We start from the raw sequence: 24,963 nt of genomic DNA on the forward strand, positions 1-24,963 counted from the left end.
ATGGCCCGGGCCTCTTGCGCGGGCGGGGCGGGCTACTGGTCGAGGTAGGCGAGGACGGCGAGGACGCGGCGGTTGTCGCCGTCGGTGGGGAGGAGGCCGAGCTTGGTGAAGATGTTGCTGATGTGCTTGGCGACGGCCTTCTCGGAGATGAACAGGCCCTGCGCGATGCCGGCGTTGGAACGGCCCTGGGCGACCCATTCGAGGACTTCGCGTTCGCGTTCGGTGAGGCTTCCGACGTTCTCGTCGCGCTCCTTGCGGATCAGGAGCTGGGAGATGACCTCGGGGTCCATCGCGGTGCCGCCGTCGGCGACGCGGCGGATCGAGTCGAGGAACTGGGAGCCGTTGGTGACGCGGTCCTTGAGCATGTAGCCGACGCCGCGGCCGCCGCTGGCGAGGAGTTCGCGGGCGTAGAGCGGTTCGACGTACTGGGAGAGGAGCAGGATCGGGAGGTCGGGCATGGTGCGGCGGGCCGTCAGGACGGCGCGCAGGCCCTCGTCGGTGAAGTTCGGCGGCAGCCGGACGTCGACGACCGCGACGTCCGGCTGCTGCTCGGTGAGGGCTGCGAGGAGGTCCGCTCCGTTGTCCACCGCGGCCACGACCTCGTGTCCGTAGGCCTGGAGGAGGCGGATCAGGCCGTCCCTCAGGAGGAAGTGGTCTTCGGCGAGGACAATACGCACGGAAGCTCCATCGTCACCATGGTCGGGCCGTTGACGGGACTGTTCACGGCCACCACCCCGTCGAAAGTGGCGAGCCTTCGCTCGATGCCGCGCAGGCCGGTGCCCCGGGAGGCGTCGGCGCCGCCGCGGCCGCTGTCGGTCACGGTGATGCGCAGCATGCCGTGATCGTAACGGATGTCGATCCAGGCCCGGTCGGCGCCGGAGTGCTTGGCGACGTTGGTGAGGATCTCCGAGATCGCGAAGTACGCGGCGGACTCGACCGGCATCTCGGGGCGGCCCGGCAGGTCCACCACGACCTCGGTGGGGACCGGGCAGACCATCGCCAACGCCCGCACCGCGTCGGCGAGTCCGCGGTCGGCGAGGACCGGCGGGTGGATGCCGCGGACCAGGTTGCGGATCTCCTCCAGGGCCTTGGAGGAGGACTGGCGGGCCTCGATCAGCAGGGCCCGGACGGCCTCCGGGTTGGTCTCCAGCAGGTGCTCGGCGGCGTCCAGGGTCATGCCCATCGCCACCAGGCGGGCCTGGGCGCCGTCGTGCAGGTCGCGTTCGATCCGGCGGATCTCGGCCATCTGCGTGTCGACGGCGGTGCTGCGGGTGGTGGTGAGGTGCTCGATCCGGCTGGCCATCAGCTCCTGCTCGCTGGGGGCGAGCATCGCGTGAGTGTACAGGGCGTGCTTGCGGACCGCGCGGGGGGCCATCCACAGCGCCAGCGGCAGCTGCAGGACGCCGAGGACGCCGGCCAGCACCGCGGTGGCCTGGCCGTCGATCGGGATGAACTGGTACCAGAGGCCGTCCCACTCGGTCGACAGCGGGACGCCGAAGAAGGCCAGGAAGATGCCCCAGAAGCCGCTGAGCAGGACGGCGATCGGCATGAAGGCGAGGAAGCCGCCGGCGATCGGGTCGGTGAGCACCCAGGTGAACTCCCGCCGGGTCTGCGGGTCGCTCATGATCCAGCGGTAGCGGGCGACCGCTCCCGAGGCGCCCTCGGGCGCCGCCGGCAGGCCGCTGGGCGGGCCGGGGATCTGCACGCCGGTCCAGCGCTCGGACAGGGCGCGCTGCTTCGCGGCCAGTGAGCGGACGCCCTCCATGGCCCGCGGCACCATGCCGAGGCCGGGGCCGACCAGGGAGATCGCGCCGGTGACCCCCAGCGAGCGGCCGAAGGCCGCGATGGACATCCAGCAGAGGGACAGTGCCCGCCGCAGCCCGGTGAATCCGGCGGGGACGGAGAATCCCCTGATCTCGACCGCCGAGGGGCTTCCCCCGAGCTGCATCGTGCGGTCCATGACCCGCTCCTCTCTGGTGCCGTTCGCAGTGCCGCGGCCGTGGTGGCCGTGTGACCATTCTGACGGGGGTGGGCCGGCGAAATCGGTAGTAATAACCCCCCTCTTGAACGGCCGGGAGGGGAGGTTCTGCTACCTCGCCGAACGGCCCTCGCCCGCGCCTACGCCCACCTCGCCGCCCTGCCGTCGGGTCGGCTCAGAAGCCGTTCCCGCCGGCCTCCGGGCCGGCCTCCCCGGCACCGTCCGGGGCGGCGACGAAGAGGGACAGGGTGTCCGCCACGCAGGCCGCGTGCTGCTGGCCCTCGACCTCCACCGTCATCCGGACCGCGGCCAGGTGGCCCATCGGCGTCTCACGGACGCTGGTGACCTTGGCGCCACCGCGGACCCGGGCGCCGACCGGGATGGGGCGGGGGAACCGGACCTTGTCCAGGCCGAAGTTGACGCCCAGCTTGACGTGGTGGATCTCGAAGATCGCGCGCATCATCGCGGGCAGCAGGCCGAGCGTCATGTAGCCGTGGACGATGGTCCCGCCGAACGGCCCGGTGGCGGCGCGCTCGGGGTCCACGTGGATCCACTGGAGGTCGCCGGTCGCGCCGGCGAACTGGTCGACGCTGTCCTGGGTCACTTCGAGCCACTCGCTGTAGCCGAGGTGCTCCCCGGTGGCCTCGGTGAATTCGGCCAGGCTGGCAAAGGATCTCATGCGGGTGATTCTCGGCGGCCGTCCAGGGCGCGGACAAGGCGCCGGGAGGCCGCGGGGCCGTTCGGTCAGCGCGCCGTCAGTTGGCCGTCAGCGCCGGGGCGCGAACCCCTGGTGGGAACCCCCGGCGGGAACGCCCGAGGCCCGCCGGCGCGTGGGGCGCGGGCGGGCCTCGGGGGCGGGGCGGGGTGGGGCCGGTCGGGGCCGGGTGGGCTCAGCCGTAGCGCTTGAGCTCGTGGAAGAAGTCCGGGACGGTGTGCAACTGCCCGGCCGCCCGGACGCTGTCGTAGACGTGCTTGGCGACGGCCATGTCGAGCACGCCGAGGCCGAACGGGGAGAAGATCACCGGCTTGTCGGACGGCGGGGTGATCGCGCCGGTGAGCACGTCGTAGAGCGTGCCGGCGACGAACTCGCGGTGGCCGACGAGCTGTTCGGCCAGGTGCGGCGAGGTGCCGGCCTTCATGCAGTGCTCGATGTCGTCGACGACGTTCCACGAGTCGAGGACGATCTCGGGGGAGAGGTCGCGCAGCGAGACGTGCAGCACCAGCGGGTTGTGCGAGAACCACTGCGGGTCCGTCACGTGCGGCTCGCCGGCGACGGTGGCGAAGACCACCAGGTCGCTGGCGCGGATCAGGTCCTCGGCCTTGTCGTGGACGCTGATCTCGACGCCCTCGCCCTCGGCCCGGCGCAGGTACTCGGAGAAGCCCTCGGCGTGCTCGGCGGACAGGTCGTGGACGCCGACCGCGGTGAAGTCGAAGCCGTTGGCGGCGAGGTAGGTGTGCACGTAGCGGGCGATCAGGCCGACGCCGAAGAAACCGACCCGGGTCGGGCGCTCGCCGCGGGCGTCGGCGAGCCGGGCGGCCGCGAGGGCCGCGGAGGCGGCGGTGCGCGCCGCGCTGATGATCGAGCTCTCCAGGCAGGCGAACGGGTAGCCGGTCTCGGCGTCGTTGAGGATCAGGACGGCCGAGGCGCGCGGGAGGCCGGCCGCCACGTTCTCCGGGAAGCTGGAGATCCACTTGATGCCGTGCACGCCGACCTCGCCCTTGACCGAGGCCGGCAGCGCGATGATCCGGGAGGACGGGCGGTCGGGGAAGCGCAGGAAGTACGAGTCGGGGTTGACCGTCTGCCCCTCGCCGTGCAACCGGTACGCGGCCTCGACCGTGGCGACGACCTCGTCCTCGTGCCCGTTGAGGGCCTCGTGCACCTGGGCGCCGGAGACCACGGCGAAGGGAGGGACCTGATTCATGGGAACAGTGCTCCTGCTCGGAGGGGTGGAGAGGGTGGGAAGTCGGAGGGGCGGCGGGGCCGGGCGGCGCTCAGCCGATCCGGGCCAGGCCCTTGGCACGCCGGCGGGCCTGCCCGCGCGAGACCACCAGCGGGTCCCAGTGCGGGCCCCGGTCGGGCAGCCGGGCGGGGTCGCCGAGCACCGCGCCGGCGAGCACCTCGGGGAACAGGGCGCGGCCCAGGATGTCCGAGGCGGCGGCGATGCCGCTGTTCGCGACGGCGGCCAGCCCGCTGCCGTAGCGCACGCTCTGACCGACCACGTACAGGCCCTCGACGTCGGTGCGCACGTCCGGCCGCTGGTTGAGGCCGCCCCAGTGGGCCATGCCGTACGGGGTGCCGCCGCTGCCCCGGATGTAGCGCTCGTGGGTGAGCGGGGTGGCCGTCTCCAGGTGCGTGATCCGCTCCCGGAACGGGCCGATGACCTTCTCCGCGGTGGCCACCATCAGCTCGGTCACCTGCTGCTTGCGCGCGAGGTAGGCGGAGTTGCGGCGGTAGGGTTCGCCGTCCACCGGGCCGCCCTGGACGCCCCAGAACTCGTAGCCGGGCAGGCTGGTCGTCATGATCTGGAAGTTGCTGTGGCCGGGCGGGCACACGGCGGCCGCGTTCGGGTCCTTGGCCGAGGCGAAGGAGAAGGTGAGCGCCGGCAGCGAGTCCAGCGAGCCGTCCCGCGCGTAGCGCTCCGTCATGGCCGCGTGCGCGGCCTCCATGTCGTCGCTGTCGTGCCACCAGATGTTGGCGTTGGGCACGCCGGGCAGCTCGGTGTCGAGCGCGACGTACACCGAGACGCCGGAGGCGCGCATGGTCGCCTCGCGGGTGCGGGCCACCAGCTCGGCGGGGAACGCCTCCTCGCCGCCGCACAGGTCGAGGACGGTGCGGCGGTAGTCCGCGTTGGAGATCACCAGCGGGGCCGAGACGCGCTGCCCGTCGGAGAGTTCGACGCCGGTGGCGCGGCCGTCCTCGATCAGGATGCGGCGCACCTCGCACCGGGTGCGCAGCTCGCCGCCGTACGACTCCAGCGCCTCGACGAACGCGGCCACCAGCGCCTGGCCGCCGCCCTCGGGGTAGTACGCGCCGCGCAGGTAGTGGTCCATCATCGACGCGTGGTGGGAGAGGGTGATCCCGTCGGGCATGGTGCCGTAGTTGCCGGCCTGCGCCGCGACGAGCGTGCGCCCCTTGGCGGACAGGCCGCAGTGGTCCAGGGCGGCCGCGAGCGACCGGCGGGACCAGCGCATCGTCTGCGGGTTGCGGCGGAACAGCTCCACCATCGACTCACCGGTCAGGCCGGCCCGGGTGGCGGCGGCCACCGCCTCGGAGAGGTCGATGAAGGTGTCGATCCGGTCGGCCTCCTCGGGGAGGGCCTGCCGGAGCCGGTCGCGGTAGGCGTCCCAGCCGGCCGGCACGTCGACCGTCGTGGTGGGCGTGATGATCCGGTCGAAGCCCTGCTCGTTGTCCATCGGCAGGAACGTCACCCGGTCCAGGACGCCGAGGCCGGCCAGTACCGCCGGGAAGTGCCCGTCGGGCCCGCAGTCGCCGATGTAGTGCGTGCCGACGTCGAACTCGTACTTGCGCCGGCGGCGGAACACGTGCGCGTTGCCGCCGGCGATGTCGTGCTGTTCGAGGACCAGGACACTGCGCCCGTCCGCCGCCAGGTACCCGGCGGTGGTCAGGCCGCCGAGGCCGCTGCCGACGACGATCGCGTCGTAGTGGTCGCGAAGTCCCTGGGCCCCCTGCATGCGTGCTCCCATCAGAACGTGCCGCCGCCGTGGATCTCGAAGACCGACCCGCTGATGTAGGCGGCCCGCTCGGACAGCAGGAAGGCGACCAGGTCGGCGACCTCCTCGGGCTTGCCGGCCCGGCCCAGCGCGACGTTCTTCAGCATCCGCTCCACCGCGGCGTCGGACATGTCGCCGACCATGTCGGTGGCGATCAGGCCCGGCGCGACCACGTTGGCGCGCACGCCGCGCGGGCCGCACTCCTTGGCGAGGGACTTGGTGAAGCCGATGATGCCGGCCTTGGACGCGGCGTAGTTGGCCTGGCCGAGGTTGCCGTAGATGCCGGACACCGAGGACAGGTTGACGATCGCTCCGTTGCGGCGCTTGCTCATCGCGAAGGCGGCGGCGCGGCACACGTGGTAGACGCCGTCCAGGTTGGTCCGCAGGACCTGGTTCCAGTCGTCCTCCGGCATCAGGATCACCGGGCGGTCCCGGGTGATGCCGGCCGACGTGACGGCGGCATCCACCGGGCCGAACTCGCGCTCGGTGCGGTTGTACCAGTCGCGGACCTGCTCGGCGTCGGCCACGTCGCACTGGGCGGCGGTGATCCGGGTGCCGAACTCACCGGCCTCCTTGACGAGTTCCTCGGCCGCCTCGGCGTTCGAGCGGTAGCAGAAGGCGACGTCGTAGCCCTCCTGGGCCAGGCGCAGCACGATGGCCTTGCCGATGCCCCTGGACCCGCCGCTGACCAGTGCGATCACGCGTGCTCCCCGATCAGTCTCAGGACGGCGCAGCCCACGGCGCCGTCGCGGTCGACGGCGGACACCAGGGCGATCCGGCCCCGGGACGCCGGGTCGGCCTCGGCCACGCCGAGCACCGCCTGGATCTGGAAGGACGCGGAGGCCGCGCTGGTGTCGCCGAGCAGTTCCATGGACGGGACCCGGCCCAGTGCCCCGGCCGGCAGCAGCGCGGCCAGCGCCTCGTACTCGGCCCGGCCGGCCGCGGTGGGTGCGGCGCACGGGACGGCGGCCCACACCTCGTCGGCGGTGACGCCGGCGCGGTCCAGGGCGCGCCGGACGCAGGCGGTGACGGCGGCCTTCGGGTCGTCGTCGATGTCGACGCGGGTCTCGACCGCGAGCACCGCGGCGAGCGCCGGGCGCTGGGCGGTGCCGGCGTGCTCGACCACGAACAGGCCGCAGCCCTCGCCGAGCAGCGGAGTGGAGTCGCCGGCCGCGACGGCGGTGTGCTCGATCCAGGCGTGCGCGGCGGAGAACTCCTCGGCCGAGCCGACCAGGTACTTGGTCGCCCGGCCCTGGCTCATCAGGCGCCGCGCGTAGTTGAGGGCGAGCAGGCCGCTGACCCGACCGCCGGCGACGGTGGTGTTGGGGCCCTTGAGGTCGTGCCGGATGGCGGTGGCGCCGGCGGCGTGGTTGAGGCTGCCGAAGGGGATGCGGCCGGCGTCGACGTGGAAGGGCAGCGCGTTGGTGTAGGACTGCTTGAGGAAGTTGGTGACGTTCTCCAGGCTGCCCATCGAGATGCCGAGGACCACACCGGTGCGGTCGTCGGTCTCCACCACCCGGTTGCCGTCGGCGTCCTTGAGCAGGCCGTCGGAGGCGACCAGGGCCAGCGCGGTGAGCCGGTCCATCTTGGCGGTGCCGCTGGGGCCGAGCAGGCCCTTGATGTCGAAGCCGGGCACCAGGCAGACGTCGGGCGACGGCAGCGTGCCGAGCGCGGGGTCCGCCTGGACGGCGGTCTTGGCGCCGGCGCGCACGCCGGACGCGAAGTCCTGGCGGGTCAGGCCGTACGGCGACACGGCCGACCAACCGGTGATGACGAGTGTCTCCGGCGGCAGGGCCGCCGGGGTGGCTGCGGTGGTCATCGTCAGACTCGCTCTCCGTACGTGCCCAGAATCAGAATGGCGTTGTTGCCGGCGAAGGCGCTGGAGTTGTTCTCCACGATCCGGACCTCCGCGTCGACGGCCTGGTTGGGCACGACGTCCAGCGGGCAGTCCGGGTCGGTCTCCACGTGGTTGATGGTCGGCGGGATGAACTGGTGCTCGATGGCGAGGCTGCAGGCGATCGCGCCGAGCGCGCTGGCCGCGCCCATCGAGTGGCCGAGCATCGACTTCACCGCGACGGTGCGCGGCGGCGCGTCGCCGTACACGTCGAGGATGGCGGCCGACTCGGTCTTGTCGTTGGCCTTGGTGCCGGTGCCGTGCGCGGAGATGAAGTCGATCTCGTCCCGCTCGACCCCGGCGTCGTCCAGCGCGAGCCGGATGCCGCGGGCGATGCCGTCGCGGTTCGGCGCGGTCGGGTGGGCGGCGTCGCAGCTGAGGCCGTACCCGAGCACCTCGGCGTAGATGTGCGCGCCGCGGGCGAGGGCGGACTCCAGGCTCTCCAGCACGAGGATGCCCGCGCCCTCGCCGGTCAGGATGCCCTGGCGGTTCTTGTCGAACGGGCGGACCACGTCCGGGGTGAGCGCGCCGAAGCGCTTGAACAGCGCGAAGGCCTTGCGGCAGACGGCGTCGGCGCCGCCGCACAGCGCGATGTCGACCTCGCCGGAGCGGATCGCGTCCAGGCCGTAGCCGATCGAGTAGTTGCCCGCCGCGCAGGCCGTGGTGATGGTGGTCGGCTCCACGTTCGGCATGCGCAGTTCGCGGGCGATGACGGTGGTCAGCCGGCCGGCGTTGATCCGGCGGGACAGCACCGGGTCCATGGCCGCCGGATCCCCGGCCGCGATCTCCTGCTCGACCAGCACGCCGATGTCGTGCCCCTCGCCGTCGGTGGTGCCGACGCTGATGACCGCCTGGCGCTCACCGAGGTCGGCCTCGGTGAGCCCGGCGTCCTCCACGGCCATCCGGGCGGCGGCGACGGCGAACTGCCCGGCGCGGCCCATGTCGTCGAGGGGGACGTTGCGGATCCAGCGCTCCGGCTCGAAGTCGGGGACCTCGCAGGCGATGTTCTGGCCGAACCCCTCGGTGTCGAAGCGGGTGATCGGCCGCGCACCGGAGCGGCCGGTCCGCAGCCCCGCGGTGTACTCCTCGACACCCGTGCCGATGCTGGAGATCGCCCCGAGGCCGGTGAGGACGACCCTGCGGCGGTCGGCCGGCACGCCGGCGCGGGGTGCCGCTGGTGACTGTGCGGTGGACATGGGACTCCTTAAGCAGTGGGATGCCTGCGGGCGGGGGCTCCGGGCGCGGAACCCGCCCTGGTCACCAGCCGGCGGCCGTCGCGGTCACCTGGTACGTGGTCTCCACGTTCACCATCTTCGGCAGCTCGTTCATGTCGATGACGATGGAGTACTCCATCTCCAGGGCGCTCAGCACGTCGATGAGCTTCAGCGAGTCGGCGCCCAGCTCGTCGACGAACAGCGCGGTGTCGGCGAACTCGGTGTGCACGTCGATGTTCTCGGCGATGATTTCGCGGATACGGGTGAGGCGCTCCGGCGCTACCGTCGTCATGCTCGGTTCCTCCGTTTGTGCGGGTGCCCTGAAATGGGCGTCTGCGCAGAAAATTAGTCAGGCCCGATGACGGGTCGATGACGTCCAACTGACCGCTCACTGACGGGTCCTGGCGGGACGTGGCGCGCCTGGTGGGAGGGTGTGTCGGGGACAAAACGACCAGCGGCGTCGGAGACAAGACGGCCGCCCGCCGCACCGGTGGTCGAAGACCCCGGGGGTGCGGCGGGCGGCGGTGCCGGAGCCGCCCGGGGGCGGTGCTCCGAAGGTCGGGCGCGCGGGCCCGGCCGGTCAGCCCTGCTGCTGCAGGCTGAGCGGGCGCATGTCCGTCCAGTTGCTCTCGATGTGGGCCACGGCGGCGGCCCGGTCGGTGGCCTCCAGGGCCACCGTCCAGCCCTCCGGCACGGCGGCGAAGGACGGCCACAGGGAGTGCTGCCCCTCCTCGTTGACGAGGACGAGGAAGGTGCCGTCTTCGCGGTCAAAGGGGTTCGCCATGACTGTTCTCCAGGTCTCGGGATCTCGGGATGGGCCGGGTCGATCGGTCGTCGGGTGGTCGGTCGTCGGGTGGTCGCTCGTCAGGTGGACCGGCGTCAGGTGGTCGGAGCGCCGTCGTGGGCGGCCAGGGCGGCCAGGGCGGCCAGGGCGGCCAGGGCGCGCTCGACCGCCGCGCCGATCGCCGCCGCCGGTACGGGCTGCAGCATCTGCTGGTGCCCGCTGTCCACGTCGTGCGCGAGGACGGCGGAACCGACGTACGGCTCCCAGCTCTTGACCTTGAGGGCGCGTTCCTCCGGGCTGGGGCGCCCGTCGCCGCCGGCGGCCACGAAGAGCGTCATCGGGCAGCCGTCGAAGCGGCCCGGGGTGAACCGCTGGAACAGCTCCAGGTTGTTCCGCATGACGCCCAGCAGCCGTTCCAGCGTACCCGGTTCGAGCGCGGCGAGGGGGCCTTCGGTGCCGGCCAGGTGCGCGGCGACGTCCTGCGGGGTGAGCCGCTCCAGCCCCGTCGCGTCGACCCCGGCCTCGGCCAGGAAGTCGGCGAGGAACTCCGCGTCGCTCGGCCGGGCGCCCTGCGCGTCGTCGGGGTAGGCGTCCAGGTTGGCCAGGAACGCCACCTGCTCGCCGGCGGCGCGCAGCCGGACGGCCATCTCGTGCGCGACGACCCCGCCGTAGGACCAGCCGAGCAGGTGGTACGGGCCGTGCGGCTGCACGGACCGGACCCGGGCCAGGTACTCCTCGGCGACGTCCCCCAGGTCGGTCGGCAGCGGGCCGTCCCCGGACAGGCCGCGGGCCTGCAGGCCGTAGACCGGCTGCTCCGGGGCCAGGTGCTCGGCGAGCGCCGCGAACGGGATCGCGAAGCCGAGGCCGCCGTGCACGCAGAACAGCGGGGGCCGCTCGCCGGTGGGCCGGATCGGCAGGACGGGCCCGAGCAGGTCGACCGCCCCGCTCCCTTCGACCGGATCGGCGGCGCCGGCGGCCAGTGCCGCCAGGGTGCGGTGCTCGAAGACCGCGCCGAGGCTGATCGGCAGCCCGGCCCGGCCGGCCGCGTTGACCAGCCGGATCGCCTTCAGACTGTCCCCGCCGAGGGCGAAGAAGGAGTCCTCGGGGCCGACCGGGCCGACGCCCAGCACCTCCTCGACGGCGGCGCAGAGCAGCCGCTCCGGCTCGGTGCGGGGCGCCTGCGGGGCGCGGTCCCGGCCGGTGGACGCGGGGGCGGGCAGGGCCTTGACGTCCAGCTTGCCGTTGGCGTTCAGCGGCAGTGCGGGCAGCGCGGTGTAGCTCTCCGGCACCATGTAGCCGGGCAGCGAGCGGGCCAGGTGGCGTTGCAGCCCGGCCGGTTCGGGGGCCGGCCGGCCGTCGGCGGGCACCAGGTAGGCGACCAGGCGGCGCTGGCCGGTGGCGTCTGCGGGGGCCAGCACGGCGGCCCGGGCGACGGCCGGGTGCTCGGCCAGCAGCCGTTCGATCTCGCCGAGTTCGATCCGGTAGCCGCGGATCTTGACCTGCTGGTCGGCGCGCGCGACGTACTCGATCCGGCCGGCGCGGTCCCAGCGGACCAGGTCGCCGGTGCGGTACATGCGCTCCCCGGGCGGGCCGTACGGGCAGGCGGTGAAGCGGGCGGCGGTCAGCGCGGGTTGGCCGAGGTAGCCGCGGGCCAGGCCCTCGCCGGCCAGGTACAGCTCGCCGACCACGCCGCGCGGCACCGGCCGCAGCGCCTCGTCCAGGACGTACGCGCGGGTGTCGCCGATCGGCCGGCCGATCGGGACGGTGCCGTCGGCGCGGCCGAGGTCCTGGCCGGTGGCGAAGGTGGTGGTCTCGGTGGGGCCGTACACGTTGAACACGGTGGTGTCCGGCAGCGCGGCCCGCAGCCGGTCCAGGTGGTCGCGGGAGTGCGCCTCGCCGCCGGTGAGCAGCGCCCGCAGTGGGGCCAGGGCGCGCGGGCGGGTGTCGGCGAGGGTGTTGACGAACTGGGTGGTGAGGAAGGCGACGCTGACCCGGGCCCGGGCCAGGAAGGACTCCAGGGCCTGCGGGTCGGCCGGGCCGGGCGGGTGGATCGCCAGCCGGGCGCCGTGGGCGAGCGGGCCCCAGATCTCGAAGGTGGAGGCGTCGAAGGCGACCGGCGCGAAGTAGAGGAAGGTGTCCGCCGCGCTCGGCGCCAGCTCCGGCAGGCCCAGGACCAGGCGGACGGCGGCGCGGTGCGAGACCGCGACGCCCTTGGGCTTGCCGGTGGAGCCGGAGGTGTAGATGACGTACAGCAGGTCGTCGGGGTCGACCGGGGCGGCGGGCACCGGGGCGGTGGCGGGCCGGGCGGCCAGCTCGGCCGCGGTCTCCGGGGCGTCCAGGACCAGCGGCACGACCCCGGCCGGGAGCTCCCGTTCCGCCAGCGACCGTTCGGTCAGCAGCAGTCGGGCACCGCTGTCGGCCAGCATGTCGCGGACCCGCTCGTCGGGGTAGGACGGGTCGATCGGCAGGTAGGCCGCGCCGGTGCGGGCGATCGCCAGCAGGGCGCTCACCACGGCCGGGCCGCGCTCCAGCCGCAGCGCCACCAGGTCGCCCCGGTGGGCGCCGCGGTCGGCCAGCAGGTGGGCCAGGCGGTTGGCCTCGGCGTCCAGTTCGGCGTAGCTGGTGTGCAGCAGGCGCTCGGGGTGACCGGGCTCGGTGTGGACCAGCGCGACCGCGTCCGGGGTGGCCGCGATCCGGCGGTCCACCAGGGCGGTGAGGGTGCCGCGCGGGGTGCCGGCCCGGTGGGTGCCCAGGGCGAGCAGTTCGGCCTCCTCCTCGGGGCCGAGCAGGTCCAGCCGGGACAGCGGCCGGGCGGGCTCGGCCAGGGCGGCGGCGAGCAGCCGCAGGTAGGCGTCGGTGATCCGGCGGGCGGTGGCGGGCTCGAACAGGTCGGTGCGGTACTCGACGGCGAGTGCGAGCCCGCCGCCGGCCTGCTCGGTGAGCTGGAAGAACAGGTCCCACTTGGCGGTCCGGACCGGCACCGGCTGCTCGGTCACGGCGAGCTCCGGGTCGTCCTCGGGCGCCGGGGCCGGGCCGGCCTGCTGGAAGCCGAGCATCACCTGGAACAGCGGGTGCCGGGCCATCGAGCGCTCGGGGTTGAGCACCTCGACGAGCTTCTCGAAGGGCACGTCCTGGTGCTGGTGGGCGGCCAGGTCGTAGGCCCGGACCCGCTCGGCGAGTTCGCGCAGGCCCGGGTCGCCGGAGGTGTCGGTGCGCAGCACCAGGGTGTTGACGAACATGCCGACCAGCTCGTCGAGCCGTTCGTCGGTGCGGCCCGCGATCGGGCTGCCGAGCGGGATGTCGGTGCCCGCGCCGAGCCGGGTGAGCAGGGCGGCGAGCCCGGCCCGCAGCAGCATGAAGACGCTGACGCCCCAGGCGGCGGCGAGCCGGTGCAGCTGCTCGGTGAGCGGCTGCGGCACGGTGCTGCGCACGACGTCGCCGCGGTGGTCGGCCCGGGTGCCGCGCGGGTGGTCGAAGGGCAGCGCCAGCTCCTCCGGCAGGCCCTTCAGGGTCTCGCTCCAGTAGCCGAGTTGGCGGGAGAGCTCGCTCTCCGGGTCGCTCTCCGCGCCGAGCAGTCCGCGCTGCCACAGGGCGTAGTCGGCGTACTGGACGGGCAGCGGCGGCAGCTCGGCCGGGCGGCCGGCCCGCCGGGCCCGGTAGGACGCGGTGAGGTCGCGGGCGAGCGGGGCGAGCGACCAGCCGTCGCCGGCGATGTGGTGCAGGACGATCGTCAGCACGTGCTCGTCCGGGCCGAGCCGGAACAGGCGGGCGCGGAGCGGGATCCGGTGCTCCAGGTCGAAGCCGTGGGCGGCCTCGGCGGCGAGGGCGGCGGACAGGTCCGCCTCGGTGGTCTCGCTGACCGGGAGCGGGACGGCGGCCTCGGCCGGGGCGAGCACCCGCTGCTCGGCCGGTCCGGTGGCGTCCTCGGCGGCCCCGGGGGCGAGCTGCGGGAAGACGGTGCGCAGTGCCTCGTGGCGGGCCACCACGTCCTGCAGGGCGCCCTCCAGGGCGGCGACGTCGAGGCGCCCGGAGAGGCGGATCGCCAGCGGGATGGCGTACAGCCCGCCGGGCGCGCCCAGGTGCTCGACGAACCAGAGCCGCTGCTGCGCGTACGACAGCGGCAGTACGGCCGGGCGCGGGCCGGCGGCCAGCGGGGCGCGGCCGGTCGCGGCGGCGGCCAGCCGCTCGGCGAGGCGGGCGGGAGAGGGGGCCTCGAAGAGGTCCCGGACCTGGAGTTCGGCGCCGAGTTCGGCGCGCACCCGGTTGACGATCCGGGTGGCGAGCAGCGAGTGGCCGCCGAGGGTGAAGAAGTCGTCGTCGACGCCGACCCGGTCGAGTCCGAGCACCTCGGCGAAGACACCGCAGAGCTGCTCCTCCTCGCGGGTGCGGGGGGCGCGGGCGGAGGTGGCGTACGCGGGGGCGGGCAGGGCGCGGCGGTCGAGCTTGCCGTTGGCGGTCAGCGGCAGCGCGGCGAGCGGGACCACGGCCGCCGGGACCATGTACTCGGGCAGCCGCTCGGCGGCGAACTCCCGCAGGCGCGACTGGAGTTCGCCGTCAGCGTCGCCGCCCGGCACCACGTAGGCGACCAGGCGCTGGTCGCCGGGCCGGTCCTCGCGGGCGATCACGGCCGCCTCGGCGACCTCGGGGTGCCGGTCGAGCACGGTCGCGATCTCGCCCAACTCGATGCGGAAGCCGCGCAGTTGAACCTGCTCGTCGGCACGGCCCAGGTACTCCAGGGTGCCGTCGGCCCGCCACCGGCCGAGGTCGCCGGTGCGGTACATCCGGGTGCCGCCGGGCTCGAACGGGCAGGCCACGAAGCGGGCCGAGGTCAGGTCGGGGCGGCCGAGGTAGCCGCGGGCCAGGCCGGGGCCGGTGATGTACAGCTCGCCGGGCACGCCGGCCGGGACGGGCTGCAGGGCGCCGTCGAGCAGGTAGACCCGCAGGTCCGGGATGCCGCGCCCGATCACGCTGCCGCCGCCGGCGGCGGCCGTCGGGGCGTCCAGCTCCTGGTAGGAGACGTGCACCGTGGTCTCGGTGATGCCGTACATGTTGACCAGTCGCGGCGCGTCGTCGGCGTGCCGGGCGTACCAGTCGGTGAGCTTGCCGATGTCCAGCGCCTCGCCGCCGAACACCACGGTCCGCAGGGCCAGTCGGCGCGGCCGCTCGGCGTCGGCGCGCATCAGTTGGTAGAAGGCGGACGGCGTCTGGTTGAGGACGGTCACCCGCTCCTCGGCGAGCAGGTCCAGGAAGGCGTCGGGGGAGCGAGACACGTCGTACGGCACCACGACCAGCCGGCCGCCGCGCAGCAGCGCGCCCCACAGTTCCCAGACGGTGAAGTCGAAGGCGATGGAGTGGAACAGCGTCCACACGTCGCCGGGCCCGAAGCCGAACCAGCCGTCGGTGGCCTCCAGCAGCCGCACCACGTTCTGGTGCGGCACCACGACGCCCTTGGGGCGGCCGGTGGAGCCGGAGGTGTAGATGACGTAGGCCGGGTGCTCGGGGGAGGCCGCGGCGCCCGGCGCGGCGGCCGGGCAGGCGGCCAGCGTGGCGGCCGTCCCGGGAGCGGCCAGGTCGAGGCGCGGCACGTCCGGGGCCTCGGGCAGCTCGGGCAGCACGCCGCCGGAGGTCAGCAGTAGCACCGGACCGGCGTCGCGCAGGGTGTAACCGATCCGGTCGGCCGGGTGGCCGGGCTCCAGCGGCAGGTAGGCCGCGCCCGCTTTGAGGACGGCGAGGACGGCGACGATCAGCTCGGTGCCGCGCGGCAGCGCGACCGCCACGAGGCTCTCCGGGCCGGCGCCGTGGGCGGCGATCAGGTGGGCGAGCCGGTTGGCCCGCTCGTCCAGCTCGCGGTAGCTGAGGGCGGCGCCGGGCGCGGTGACCGCGACGGCGTCCGGGGTGCGGGCGGCCTGCTCGGCGAACAGCTCCGCGATGGTGGCGCGCCGCGCGGGCTCGCCGGGGGCGGCCGAGGCGCCGCTCCACTCGTCGAGGATGCGGGCCAGTTCGGCGGGTTCGGGCGCGCCGAGCCGGGCGAGCGGGGTCTGCGGGTCGTCCGCGACCTGCTCCAGGACGCGGCGCAGCCGGTCCAGGACGCGCTGCGCGGCGGCCTCGGCGGCCTCGGCGGCGTCAGCGTGCTCGGCGGCCTCGGTGAAGGCCTCGGTGAAGGCCGAGGGCTTGTAGGCGAGGTGCAGGTCCAGCCGCTCCCCGGGGAAGACGGTGAGGCTCAGCGGGTAGTGGGTGGCCGAGAGCACCTGGGCGGCGCTGACGGTGCCGCCGGACTCGCGGTACAGCGCGGCCTCGTCCAGCGGGTAGCTCTGGAAGGCGAGGACGGTGTCGAACAGCTCGCCCTGGACGCCGGACGCGGCCTGCGCCTCGGCGAGCGGCAGGTGCTCGTGCGGCATCATCGCGAGCTGCTGGCGGGCCAGCGCCTCGAACAGCTCGCTCGCCCGCTGGTCGGGGCGCAGGTCGGCGCGGACCGGCAGGGTGTTGGCGAACAGCCCGATCATCGACTCGACGTCCGGCACCTCGGCCGGGCGGCCGGAGGTGACCGAGCCGAACACCACGTCCTCGCGGCCGGTGAGCCGGCCGAGCAGCAGCGCCCAGCAGCCCTGCACCACGGTGTTGAGGGTCAGGCCCCGGGAGCGGGCCCAGCCGGTCAGCGCCGCGGTGCGCTCCGTCGACAGGAACCCCCGGACGAACGACGGCAGTTCGGGCGTCCGGCCGGCCTCGGCCTCGGGCAGCGCCCGGACCGGCCCGTCCAGGCCGTCCAGCAGCTCCGCCCAGGCCGCCCGCGCGGCGGCCCGGTCCCGGCCGTTCAGCCAGGTCAGGAACGAGCGGTACGGCGCGGGCGCGGGCAGCGCCGCGGCGCCCGCCTCGTCGCCGAGCAGCACCAACTCGCGGACGGCCAGCGGGAACGACCAGCCGTCCATGACGATGTGGTGCACCGACCAGAGGAACCGGTGGTGCCCCTCGCCGAGCCGGATCAGGGTGAACCGCATCAGCGGCGGCCGCGCCAGGTCGAACCGGCGCAGCCGGTCCTCGCGCATCAGCCGCTGCGCCGCGGCCTCCCGCTGCGCCTCGGGCAGGTCGGTGAGGTCGTGCAGCCGCCACTCCGGCTCGACCTCGCTCTCCTTGAGCACGACCTGGACGGGCTCGCCGGTCTTGCGGTTGCGGAAGCAGGCCCGCAGGTTGGGGTGCCGGCGCAGCAACGCGGCCGAGGCCTGGCGCAGCCGGGCGGCGAGCTGCTCGCCGTCGCCCGCGCCCGGCCCGTCGATCTCCGCCACGAACTGGAGGGTGTACAGGTCGGGCGAGGCCTGGTCGTACGAGGACAGGAACAGCAGCCCCTGCTGGAGGGGGGAGAGCGGAAGTACTTCGCTGATCTTCGACCCGGTTCTGGGGGCGGTCGTCACGAAAGTTCCTCATTCAACTCGAATTCCAGATCGGCCAGTTCCTCGTCGGACAGGGCGATCAGACTGCTTTCGGGCTCCACCGGGGCGGCCTCGTCGGGGCTCTCCACCTGCTCCTCGGCGACCTGGGCCAGGGCGGCGGCGGTCTTGTGGGTGAAGATGTCGCGGGTGGTGAGGGTCAGGCCGGCCTTGCGGGCGCGGCTGACCACCTGGATGGAGCGGATGCTGTCGCCGCCGAGGGCGAAGAAGTCCTCGTCGATGCCGACCCGGCCGGTGCCGAGCACCTCGGCCAGGATCTCGGTCAGCACCTGCTCGCGCTCGGTGCGCGGGGCGCGGGCCTCCTGCTGGTCCCCCAGGTCGGGCTTGGGCAGGGCCTTGCGGTCGAGCTTGCCGTTGGGGGTGAGCGGCATGGCGGGCAGGACGGTCCAGGACGCGGGGATCATGTACCCGGGCAGCAGTTGGGAGAGCTCGGCCCGGATCCGGTCCGGGTCGACGCCGGGGCCGGTGAGGTAGCCGACCAGGCGGGGGTTGCCGGAGGCGTCGGGCAGGACGGCGACGGCGGTGTCGGCGACGGTGTCCAGGGACCGGATGACGGCCTCGATCTCGCCGGTCTCGACGCGGCGGCCGCGGATCTTGACCTGGTGGTCCCGGCGTTCGATGAATTCCAGTTGTCCGTCGGGTCGTTGGATGACGCGGTCGCCGGTGCGGTACATCCGGGTGCCGGGTCCGGCGTAGGGGTCGGCCATGAAGGTGGCGGCGGTGCGGGCGGGGTCGTGGAGGTAGCCGCGGCCGACGCCGGCGCCGCCGATGTAGAGCTCGCCGGGGACGCCGACGGGGACGGGCTGGAGTTCGTCGCTGAGGACGTAGAGGCGGGTGTTGCGGACGGCGGTGCCGATCGGGACGCGGGCGCTGAGGGTGTCTCCGGCGCGGATGACGGCGTGGGTGACGTCGTCGCTGCATTCGGTGGGGCCGTAGGCGTTCATCATCGGGATGTGCGGGTGGCGGTCGTGCCAGCGTCGGCACAGGTCGGCGGGCAGGGCCTCGCCGGTGACCATCAGCCAGCGCAGGTCCGGCAGTTGGGGCGCGTCGCCCTCGGTGTCCCAGGCGTCCAGCGCGGCGCGCAGCAGCGAGGGGACGACCTCCAGGACGGCGATCCGCTCGTCCCGGGCCATGCCGAACAGGGCGGTCGGGTCGGCGGCCATCTCCGTCCCCGAGACGCGGACGGTGCCGCCCACGACCAGCGGGGCGAGCATCTGCCACACCGACACATCGAAGGTGAGCGGCGCGTTCTGGACGACGCCCTCCCCGGCGGCCAGGTCCAGGTCGCCGACCTTCGCCCAGAGGTGGTTCATCATCCCCGAGCGCTGCACCATGGCGCCCTTGGGCTTGCCGGTGGAGCCGGAGGTGAACATCACGTACGCCAGGTCCAGCCCGGTGCCCGCGCACTCCGGCAGGGCCCGCGCGGTGGCGGCCTGCTCCAGGCCGATGACGGTGACCGGCTCGCCCTGGACGGCGGCGGCGAACTCCGCGGCCGGTGCCTCGTACCCGGCGCCGACCAGCAGGTGGCGGGCGCCGCCGTCCTCCAGCAGCCCGGTGTTGCGGGCGGCCGGGGCGGCCGGGTCGAGCGGCAGGTAGGCGCCGCCGGCGCCGAGGACGCCCAGCACGCCGGTGATGAACGGGACGCCGGGCTCGGCGACCATCGCGACCACCGAGCCGGTGGTGACCCCGGCCTCGACCAGGCCCGCGGACAACCCGCCGGCCGCCTCGACGAGTTCCCGGTAGGTCAGCGATCCGGCGCCGTCGGTGACGGCGGTCGCCTCGGGGGTGCGGGCGGCCACCGCGCGCACCCGCTCGACGACGCCGAGGCTCTCCTCGGGGATCGACGGGTCCCAGGCGCCGAGCAGTCCGCCCAGTTCGCCGGGGGTGCCGGTGCCGGTGAGGTCCGCCGGGGCGGTCACGTCGATCCGGGCGAGCGGCAGGTCGGGCCGGTCGGCGACGGTGCGCAGCAGGTGCTGGAAGATCGCCGCGACCCGCTCGACCTCGGCCCGGCCGAACAGGTCCGGGTTGTAGTCCAGCCGCAGGTGCAGGGTGTCGCCGGGGTGGACCACCATGCTCAGCGGGTGGTGCCGGGCGTCCCGGGCCTCGGCGTGGACGACGCGCGGACCGTCGGCGAGGCCGGTGTCGAGGCCGTTCTCGTCCAGCGGGAAGTTCTCGAACAGCACCACGGTGTCGAAGACCTCGCCGGACAGGCCGGCGGCCTGGTGGATCGCGGCGAGCCCGAGGTGCTCGTGCGGGAGCAGCGCGGTCTGCTGGTCCTGGAGGGCGTGCAGCAGTTCGGCGAGGGTGGCGCCGGGGTGCAGGCGGGCCCGGACCGGCACGGTGGTGAGGAACATGCCGATCATCGACTCGACGTCCGGGACCTCGGCCGGGCGGCCGGAGGTGACGGCGCCGAACACGACGTCCTGGCGGCCGGTGAGCCGGCCGAGCAGCAGTGCCCAGCAGCCCTGCACCACGGTGTTGAGGGTCAGGCCCTGGGTGCGGGCCCAGCCGGTCAGCGCGGCGGTCAGCTCGCGGGGCACCTCGGCGAGCACCGCGTCGGGCAGTGCCGGGAGGCGGCCCGGGTCGGCGGGGACGAGCAGGGTGGGCTCGTCGACGTCGGCCAGCACCTCGTGCCAGGCCGCCCGGGCCGCGGTGCGGTCCTGCGCGGTCAGCCAGGCCAGGTACGAGCGGTACGGGGCCGGGTCGGGCAGCAGTGCGACGTCCGCGCCGGGGGCGCAGAGCGCGAACAGCTCGCGGACGAGCAGCGGCATCGACCAGCCGTCGACCAGGATGTGGTGGCTGGTCCAGATGAACCGGTGCCGGCTCTCGCCGGTGGTGACGAGCGCGAAGCGCAGCAGCGGCGGGGCGGCGAGGTCGAAGCGGCGGGTGCGCTCGGCCTCGGTGATCCGGTCCAGCTCGGCGGCCCGGGCGGGCTCCGGCAGGTCGGTCAGGTCGGCGTCCAGCCAGGGGAGTTCGGCGTGCTGCGGGACGACCTGGACCGGCTCGCCGGTGGCCCGGGCGCGGAAGGAGGCGCGCAGGTTGGGGTGCCGGTCGAGCAGGGCCTGCCCGGCGGCGCGCAGGGCGGCGGCGTCGAGGTCGCCCTCGATGTCCGCGACGATCTGCAGGGTGTAGACGTCGACCGCGTCCGCGCCGCCCTCGGCGGCGGTGTCGTAGTCGGCGTGGAAGAGCATGCCCTGCTGGAGCGGGGTGAGCGGCAGGACGTCGGCGAGGGCGGTGCCGGCCTGGGCGAGCTCGGCCTCGTACTCCTCGATCTCGTCCTGGGTCAGGCTGACCAGCGGCAGGTCGGAGGGGGTGCGGCCGCCGGCCTCGGGGGCGGTGGCGTGCCGGGCGAGCAGTGCCAGGGCGCGGAACCAGGTGTCGGCGACGTCCTGGGCGTCCTCCTCGGCGACGGTGCGGCCGGCCCAGGACCAGTTGGCGATCAGGTGCGGGCCGTCGTGCCGGTCCTCGGTGGCCGGGGTGACGTCGAGCAGGTGCGGCAGCGGCATGCCGGGGTGCGCACCGGTGCCGACCACGCCGTCGCCGCCGGCCGGCTCCCAGAGGCCGGCCTCGCGGGCGTCGAAGCGGCCCATGTAGTTGAAGCCGATCTGCGGCTTGTGGTGGCCGGCCAGGGCGCGGGCGGCGTGCGGGTTGAGGTAGCGCAGCAGGCCGTAGCCGACGCCGCGGTCGGGCAGCGCGCGCAGCTGCTCCTTGATCCGCTTGAGGGCGGCGCCGAGGGCGGGGCCGCCGGCCCAGAGCTCGTCCCAGTCGAGGGTGCCGGGGTCGAGGCGCATCGGGAAGGCGCTGGTGAACCAGCCGACGGTGCGGGACAGGTCGAGGGTGTCGCTGAGCTGTTCGCGGCCGTGGCCCTCCAGCTCGATCAGGGTCTGCGCGTACTCGGCGTGGCCGTGCCGGCGGCGCCAGTCGGCGACGGCGAGGGCGAGGCCGGTCAGCAGGACGTCGTTGACCTCGGCGTGGAAGGCCGCGGGGACGTCGGTGAGCAGCGGGCCGGTGACCTCGGGGCCGAGCTCCAGGCGCAGGGTGCGCTGGGTGCCGTAGACGTCCGTCCCGGGGTCGAGCCGGTGGGTGCCGACCAGCGGGTCGGGGCCGGTCAGGATCGACTGCCAGAGGGCGAGTTCCGGTCCGCGGACCTGGGTGCGGGCCTGCGCGGCGAGCAGCTGCGACCAGGCGCGGTAGGAGGTGCCGACCGGGTCGAGGGCGGGGGTGCGGCCGGCGGTCAGCGCCTCGCAGGCGGCGGCGAGGTCGGGCAGCAGGATGCGCCAGGACACGCCGTCGATGACCAGGTGGTGGGCGGAGAGCACCAGCAGGGCGGTGTCGGCGCCGGGCGCCGCGCCGATCAGCACGGCCTGGATCATCACGGCGGCGGCGGGGTCGAGCCGGGCGCGGGCGGCGGCGGCCTGCCGCTCGGCGAAGCCGAGGGCGTCGTGGTCGTCGGCGCCGCCGTTCTCGGCGGTGGCGACCAGGCGGACGCCGGCGAGTGCGCCGGGCGCCAGCGCCTCCAGGTGCCACAGGCCCGGGGCCGGTTCGGTGGCCCGGGTGCGCAGCGCGTCGTGGTGGTCGACCAGGGTGTGCAGGGCGGCGTCGAGCAGGTCGGCGTCCAGGGTGGCGGGGACCCGGACGACGACGTGCTGGCTGTACTTGACGACCGGGCCGGTGAGGCTGTGGGTGTCGTCGTGCAACTGGCCCATGATCGGCGTGAGTTCGTACGGGCCGGTGCCGCCCGCGTCCTCGGCGGGGTCGGCCGCGGCCTGGGGCTCCGCCCCGCCCGCGACCTGGGCCAGGGCGGCGGCGGTCTTGTGGGTGAAGATGTCGCGGGTGGTGAGGGTGAGACCGGCCTTGCGGGCGCGGCTGACCACCTGGATGGAGCGGATGCTGTCGCCGCCGAGGGCGAAGAAGTCCTCGTCGATGCCGATCCGGCCGGTGCCGAGCACCTCGGCGAGGATGTCGCAGAGGACGCGCTCGCGCTCGGTGCGCGGGGCGCGGGCCTCCTGCTGGTCCCCCAGGTCGGGCTTGGGCAGGGCCTTGCGGTCGAGCTTGCCGTTGGGGGTGAGCGGCATGGCGGGCAGGACGGTCCAGGACGCGGGGATCATGTACCCGGGCAGCAGTTGGGAGAGCTCGGCCCGGATCCGGTCCGGGTCGACGCCGGGGCCGGTGAGGTAGCCGACCAGGCGGGGGTTGCCGGAGGCGTCGGGCAGGACGGCGACGGCGGTGTCGGCGACGGTGTCCAGGGACCGGATGACGGCCTCGATCTCGCCGGTCTCGACGCGGCGGCCGCGGATCTTGACCTGGTGGTCCCGGCGTTCGATGAATTCCAGTTGTCCGTCGGGTCGTTGGATGACGCGGTCGCCGGTGCGGTACATCCGGGTGCCGGGTCCGGCGTAGGGGTCGGCCATGAAGGTGGCGGCGGTGCGGGCGGGGTCGTGGAGGTAGCCGCGGCCGACGCCGGCGCCGCCGATGTAGAGCTCGCCGGGGACGCCGACGGGGACGGGCTGGAGTTCGTCGCTGAGGACGTAGAGGCGGGTGTTGCGGACGGCGGTGCCGATCGGGACGCGGGCGCTGAGGGTGTCTCCGGCGCGGATGACGGCGTGGGTGACGTCGTCGCTGCATTCGGTGGGGCCGTAGGCGTTCATCATCGGGATGTGCGGGTGGCGGTCGTGCCAGCGTCGGCACAGGTCGGCGGGCAGGGCCTCGCCGGTGACCATCAGCCAGCGCAGGTCCGGCAGTTGGGGCGCGTCGCCGTCGAGGTCCCAGGCGTCCAGCGCGGCGCGCAGGAGGGAGGGGACGACCTCCAGGACGGCGATCTTCTCGTCCCGGGCCATGCCGAACAGCGCGTCGGGGTCGGCGGCCATGTCGGTGCCGGAGACCCGCACGGTGCCGCCGACGATGAGCGGGGCGAGCATCTGCCACACCGACACGTCGAAGGTGAGCGGGGCGTTCTGGACGACGCCCTCCCCGGCGGCCAGGTCCAGGTCGCCGACCTTCGCCCAGAGGTGGTTCATCATCCCTGAGCGCTGCACCATGGCGCCCTTGGGCTTGCCGGTGGAGCCGGAGGTGAACATCACGTACGCGAGGTCCAACCCGCCACCGACGGACGGCAGTTCGCCTTCGTGCGCGGCGTCCGCCGGGTCGGCCAGCGGCAGGACGGCGGTCGCCTCGGTGGCGACGTCGGCGGCCTGTGCCTCGTACCCGGCGCCGACCAGCAGGTGGCAGGCGCCGCTGTCGTTCAGCAGGCCGGTGTTGCGGGCGGCCGGGGCGGTCGGGTCGAGCGGCAGGTAGGCGCCGCCGGCGGCCTGGACGGCCAGCACGCCGGTGACGAAGGGGACGCCGGGCTCGGCGAACATCGCGACCACCGAGCCGGTGGTGACCCCGGCCCCGGTCAGCCGGGCGGCCAGGCCGGCCGCGCGGGCGACCAGTTCGCGGTAGTCGATCCGCTCGGTGCCGTCGGCCGCGGCGATCGCGTCGGGCGTGCCGGCCGCGATGGCGCGGACCCGCTCGACCAGGCCCTGGTCGGCGGCGGTGGCCGGGTCCCAGGCGCCGAGCAGCCCGAGCGGCTCGTCGGTCGCGCCCAGGCCCACCTGGCCGAGCGGCCGGTCCGCGGGCATGGTGGCGAGGGTGCCGAGGAAGGTCTCGAACCGGGCGAGGTGGGTGGCGAGTTCGGCGGCGGTGTACAGCTCGGGGTTGCCGTCGAGGTGGATCTCGACGGTGCCGTCGTCCGCGTTGAGGACCGTCATGATGAGGTCCTTGACGATGCCGGTGGACAGGTTGACCACGACACCGCGGCAGCCGTCCCCGAAGGCCAGCTCCGGGTCCTGGTTGAGCACGTTGATGAACGGGCCGAAGGCGCGCTGGTCGTCGATCCGCAGACCGATGTCGCGGCGGACCTTGTCGCCGCGGTAGCGCTGGTGCTTCAGGGTGCCGGCGACCTCGATCCAGGCCGCGCGCAGCAGCTCGGTGCGGGTCATCTCCGGGCGGACCCGGACGGCCAGCGGCAGGTAGTTGGCGAGCATGCCGGGGATCTCGCGGCTGACCGCGCCGACCCGGCCGGTGACCGGCAGGGTCAGCAGCGGAGCCGGGATCCCGGTGACGCGCTGGGTGTAGGCGGCCATCGCGGCGACCATCAGGACCGGCATGGTGACCTTGCCGTCCTGGGCGAGGGCGTGCAGCGCGGTGGTGGTCCCGGGGGAGAGCCGGGCCGTCTCGCGCAGCGCGACCCGGCCGGGGGCCGGCTCCTGCTCGGAGAGCGAGACCAGCTCGGGCACCGCGCCGTGCCGGGCGGAGGTGAGGCGGTCCGTCCAGTAGGCGCGGTCCTTCTCGACCATCGACGAGTCGAGGTACTTGCGCTCGGCGTCCAGCAGCCGGTGGAAGGCCGGCATGCTGTCGGCGTCCAGCTCGGCCGGCCCCTCGCCGGCGGCCAGCCGGGTGTAGACGCCGGACAGCTTCGGGTAGAGCAGCGAGCGGCTGAACCCGTCCGCGAGGATGTGGTGCATGCACAGGTAGAGCAGGTGGTGCTCGCGGTCCAGCCGGATCAGCGCGCCGCGGAACAGCGGGAAGTCGGTGACCTTCATCGGGTCGGCGTGGTCGGCCCGCATCCACCGCTCGGCGGCCGCCAGCGGCTCCGCCTCGCCGCTGAAGTCCAGCGTCTTGAGGGGGATCCGGGCGAGCGGGCGGATGATCTGGCCGGGGACGCCGTCCTCCTCGACGAACTGCACGCGCAGCCCTTCGGCCTCGTGGCCGAGGCGCTGCAGCGCCCGTCCGAGCAGCTCGGCGTCGAGCGGCCCGCGCAGATCGATGTAGTCCGCCATGTTGTAGGCCAGCGGCCCGGCGGCGAACTGCTCGTCGAACCAGATCTCGGCCTGCGCCGCGGTGAGCGGCAGGACAGCGTTCCGGTTTGTCGTCACTGC

General features: G+C 74.3%; 12 protein-coding genes. All 12 read right to left on the minus strand.

The annotated features are described in order from the left end of the window. Positions 1 to 32 precede the first annotated feature (32 nt). Positions 33 to 677: a response regulator transcription factor gene (locus ACIOJE_RS00545; RefSeq protein ID WP_280673330.1), complete on the minus strand. Its 645-nt coding sequence runs from the start codon at positions 675 to 677 to the stop codon at positions 33 to 35. After that, on the minus strand, positions 641 to 1,960 hold the full coding sequence (locus ACIOJE_RS00550) for a sensor histidine kinase (RefSeq protein ID WP_280673328.1): 1,320 nt from the start codon (positions 1,958 to 1,960) through the stop codon (positions 641 to 643). The genes ACIOJE_RS00545 and ACIOJE_RS00550 overlap by 37 nt, the downstream gene beginning before the upstream one ends. A 193-nt stretch (positions 1,961 to 2,153) precedes the next feature. Then, a complete protein-coding gene (locus ACIOJE_RS00555; protein ID WP_280673326.1) occupies positions 2,154 to 2,657 on the minus strand; it encodes a MaoC family dehydratase in 504 nt (167 codons plus the stop codon). A 211-nt stretch (positions 2,658 to 2,868) separates the two neighbouring features. Next, positions 2,869 to 3,900: a 2,3-diaminopropionate biosynthesis protein SbnB gene (gene sbnB, locus ACIOJE_RS00560; RefSeq protein WP_280673324.1), complete on the minus strand. Its 1,032-nt coding sequence runs from the start codon at positions 3,898 to 3,900 to the stop codon at positions 2,869 to 2,871. 70 nt (positions 3,901 to 3,970) lie between these two features. Further along, a complete protein-coding gene (locus tag ACIOJE_RS00565) occupies positions 3,971 to 5,671 on the minus strand; it encodes a phytoene desaturase family protein (RefSeq protein ID WP_400772424.1) in 1,701 nt (566 codons plus the stop codon). Between the two features lie 11 nt (positions 5,672 to 5,682). After that, positions 5,683 to 6,411 carry a 3-oxoacyl-ACP reductase FabG gene (gene fabG / locus ACIOJE_RS00570; protein ID WP_400772426.1) on the minus strand — a complete coding sequence of 243 codons (729 nt, stop codon included), beginning with the start codon at positions 6,409 to 6,411 and terminating at the stop codon, positions 5,683 to 5,685. Beyond that, positions 6,408 to 7,529, minus strand: coding sequence for a beta-ketoacyl synthase N-terminal-like domain-containing protein (locus tag ACIOJE_RS00575; RefSeq protein ID WP_280673318.1), 1,122 nt, complete (start codon positions 7,527 to 7,529; stop codon positions 6,408 to 6,410). The genes fabG and ACIOJE_RS00575 overlap by 4 nt, the downstream gene beginning before the upstream one ends. Positions 7,530 to 7,531: 2 nt before the next feature. Continuing rightward, the gene (locus ACIOJE_RS00580; RefSeq protein WP_400772427.1) at positions 7,532 to 8,800 is read right to left on the minus strand and encodes a beta-ketoacyl-[acyl-carrier-protein] synthase family protein; all 1,269 of its coding nucleotides are present in this window, start codon (positions 8,798 to 8,800) and stop codon (positions 7,532 to 7,534) included. Between the two features lie 61 nt (positions 8,801 to 8,861). After that, on the minus strand, positions 8,862 to 9,110 hold the full coding sequence (locus ACIOJE_RS00585; protein WP_280673314.1) for an acyl carrier protein: 249 nt from the start codon (positions 9,108 to 9,110) through the stop codon (positions 8,862 to 8,864). 288 nt (positions 9,111 to 9,398) lie between these two features. After that, entirely contained in the window at positions 9,399 to 9,602 is a 204-nt protein-coding gene (locus ACIOJE_RS00590) for an MbtH family protein (protein WP_280673312.1), read from the minus strand. A gap of 95 nt (positions 9,603 to 9,697) precedes the next feature. Next, complete coding sequence (locus ACIOJE_RS00595) at positions 9,698 to 17,008, minus strand: amino acid adenylation domain-containing protein (protein WP_400772429.1); 7,311 nt, start codon at positions 17,006 to 17,008, stop codon at positions 9,698 to 9,700. Next, positions 17,005 to 24,960 carry an amino acid adenylation domain-containing protein gene (locus ACIOJE_RS00600; protein WP_400772431.1) on the minus strand — a complete coding sequence of 2,652 codons (7,956 nt, stop codon included), beginning with the start codon at positions 24,958 to 24,960 and terminating at the stop codon, positions 17,005 to 17,007. Before ACIOJE_RS00600 ends, ACIOJE_RS00595 begins: the two co-directional genes overlap by 4 nt. Positions 24,961 to 24,963 lie beyond the last annotated feature (3 nt).

The sequence above is a fragment of the Kitasatospora sp. NPDC087861 genome (assembly GCF_044742585.1).
Taxonomy (GTDB): domain Bacteria; phylum Actinomycetota; class Actinomycetes; order Streptomycetales; family Streptomycetaceae; genus Kitasatospora.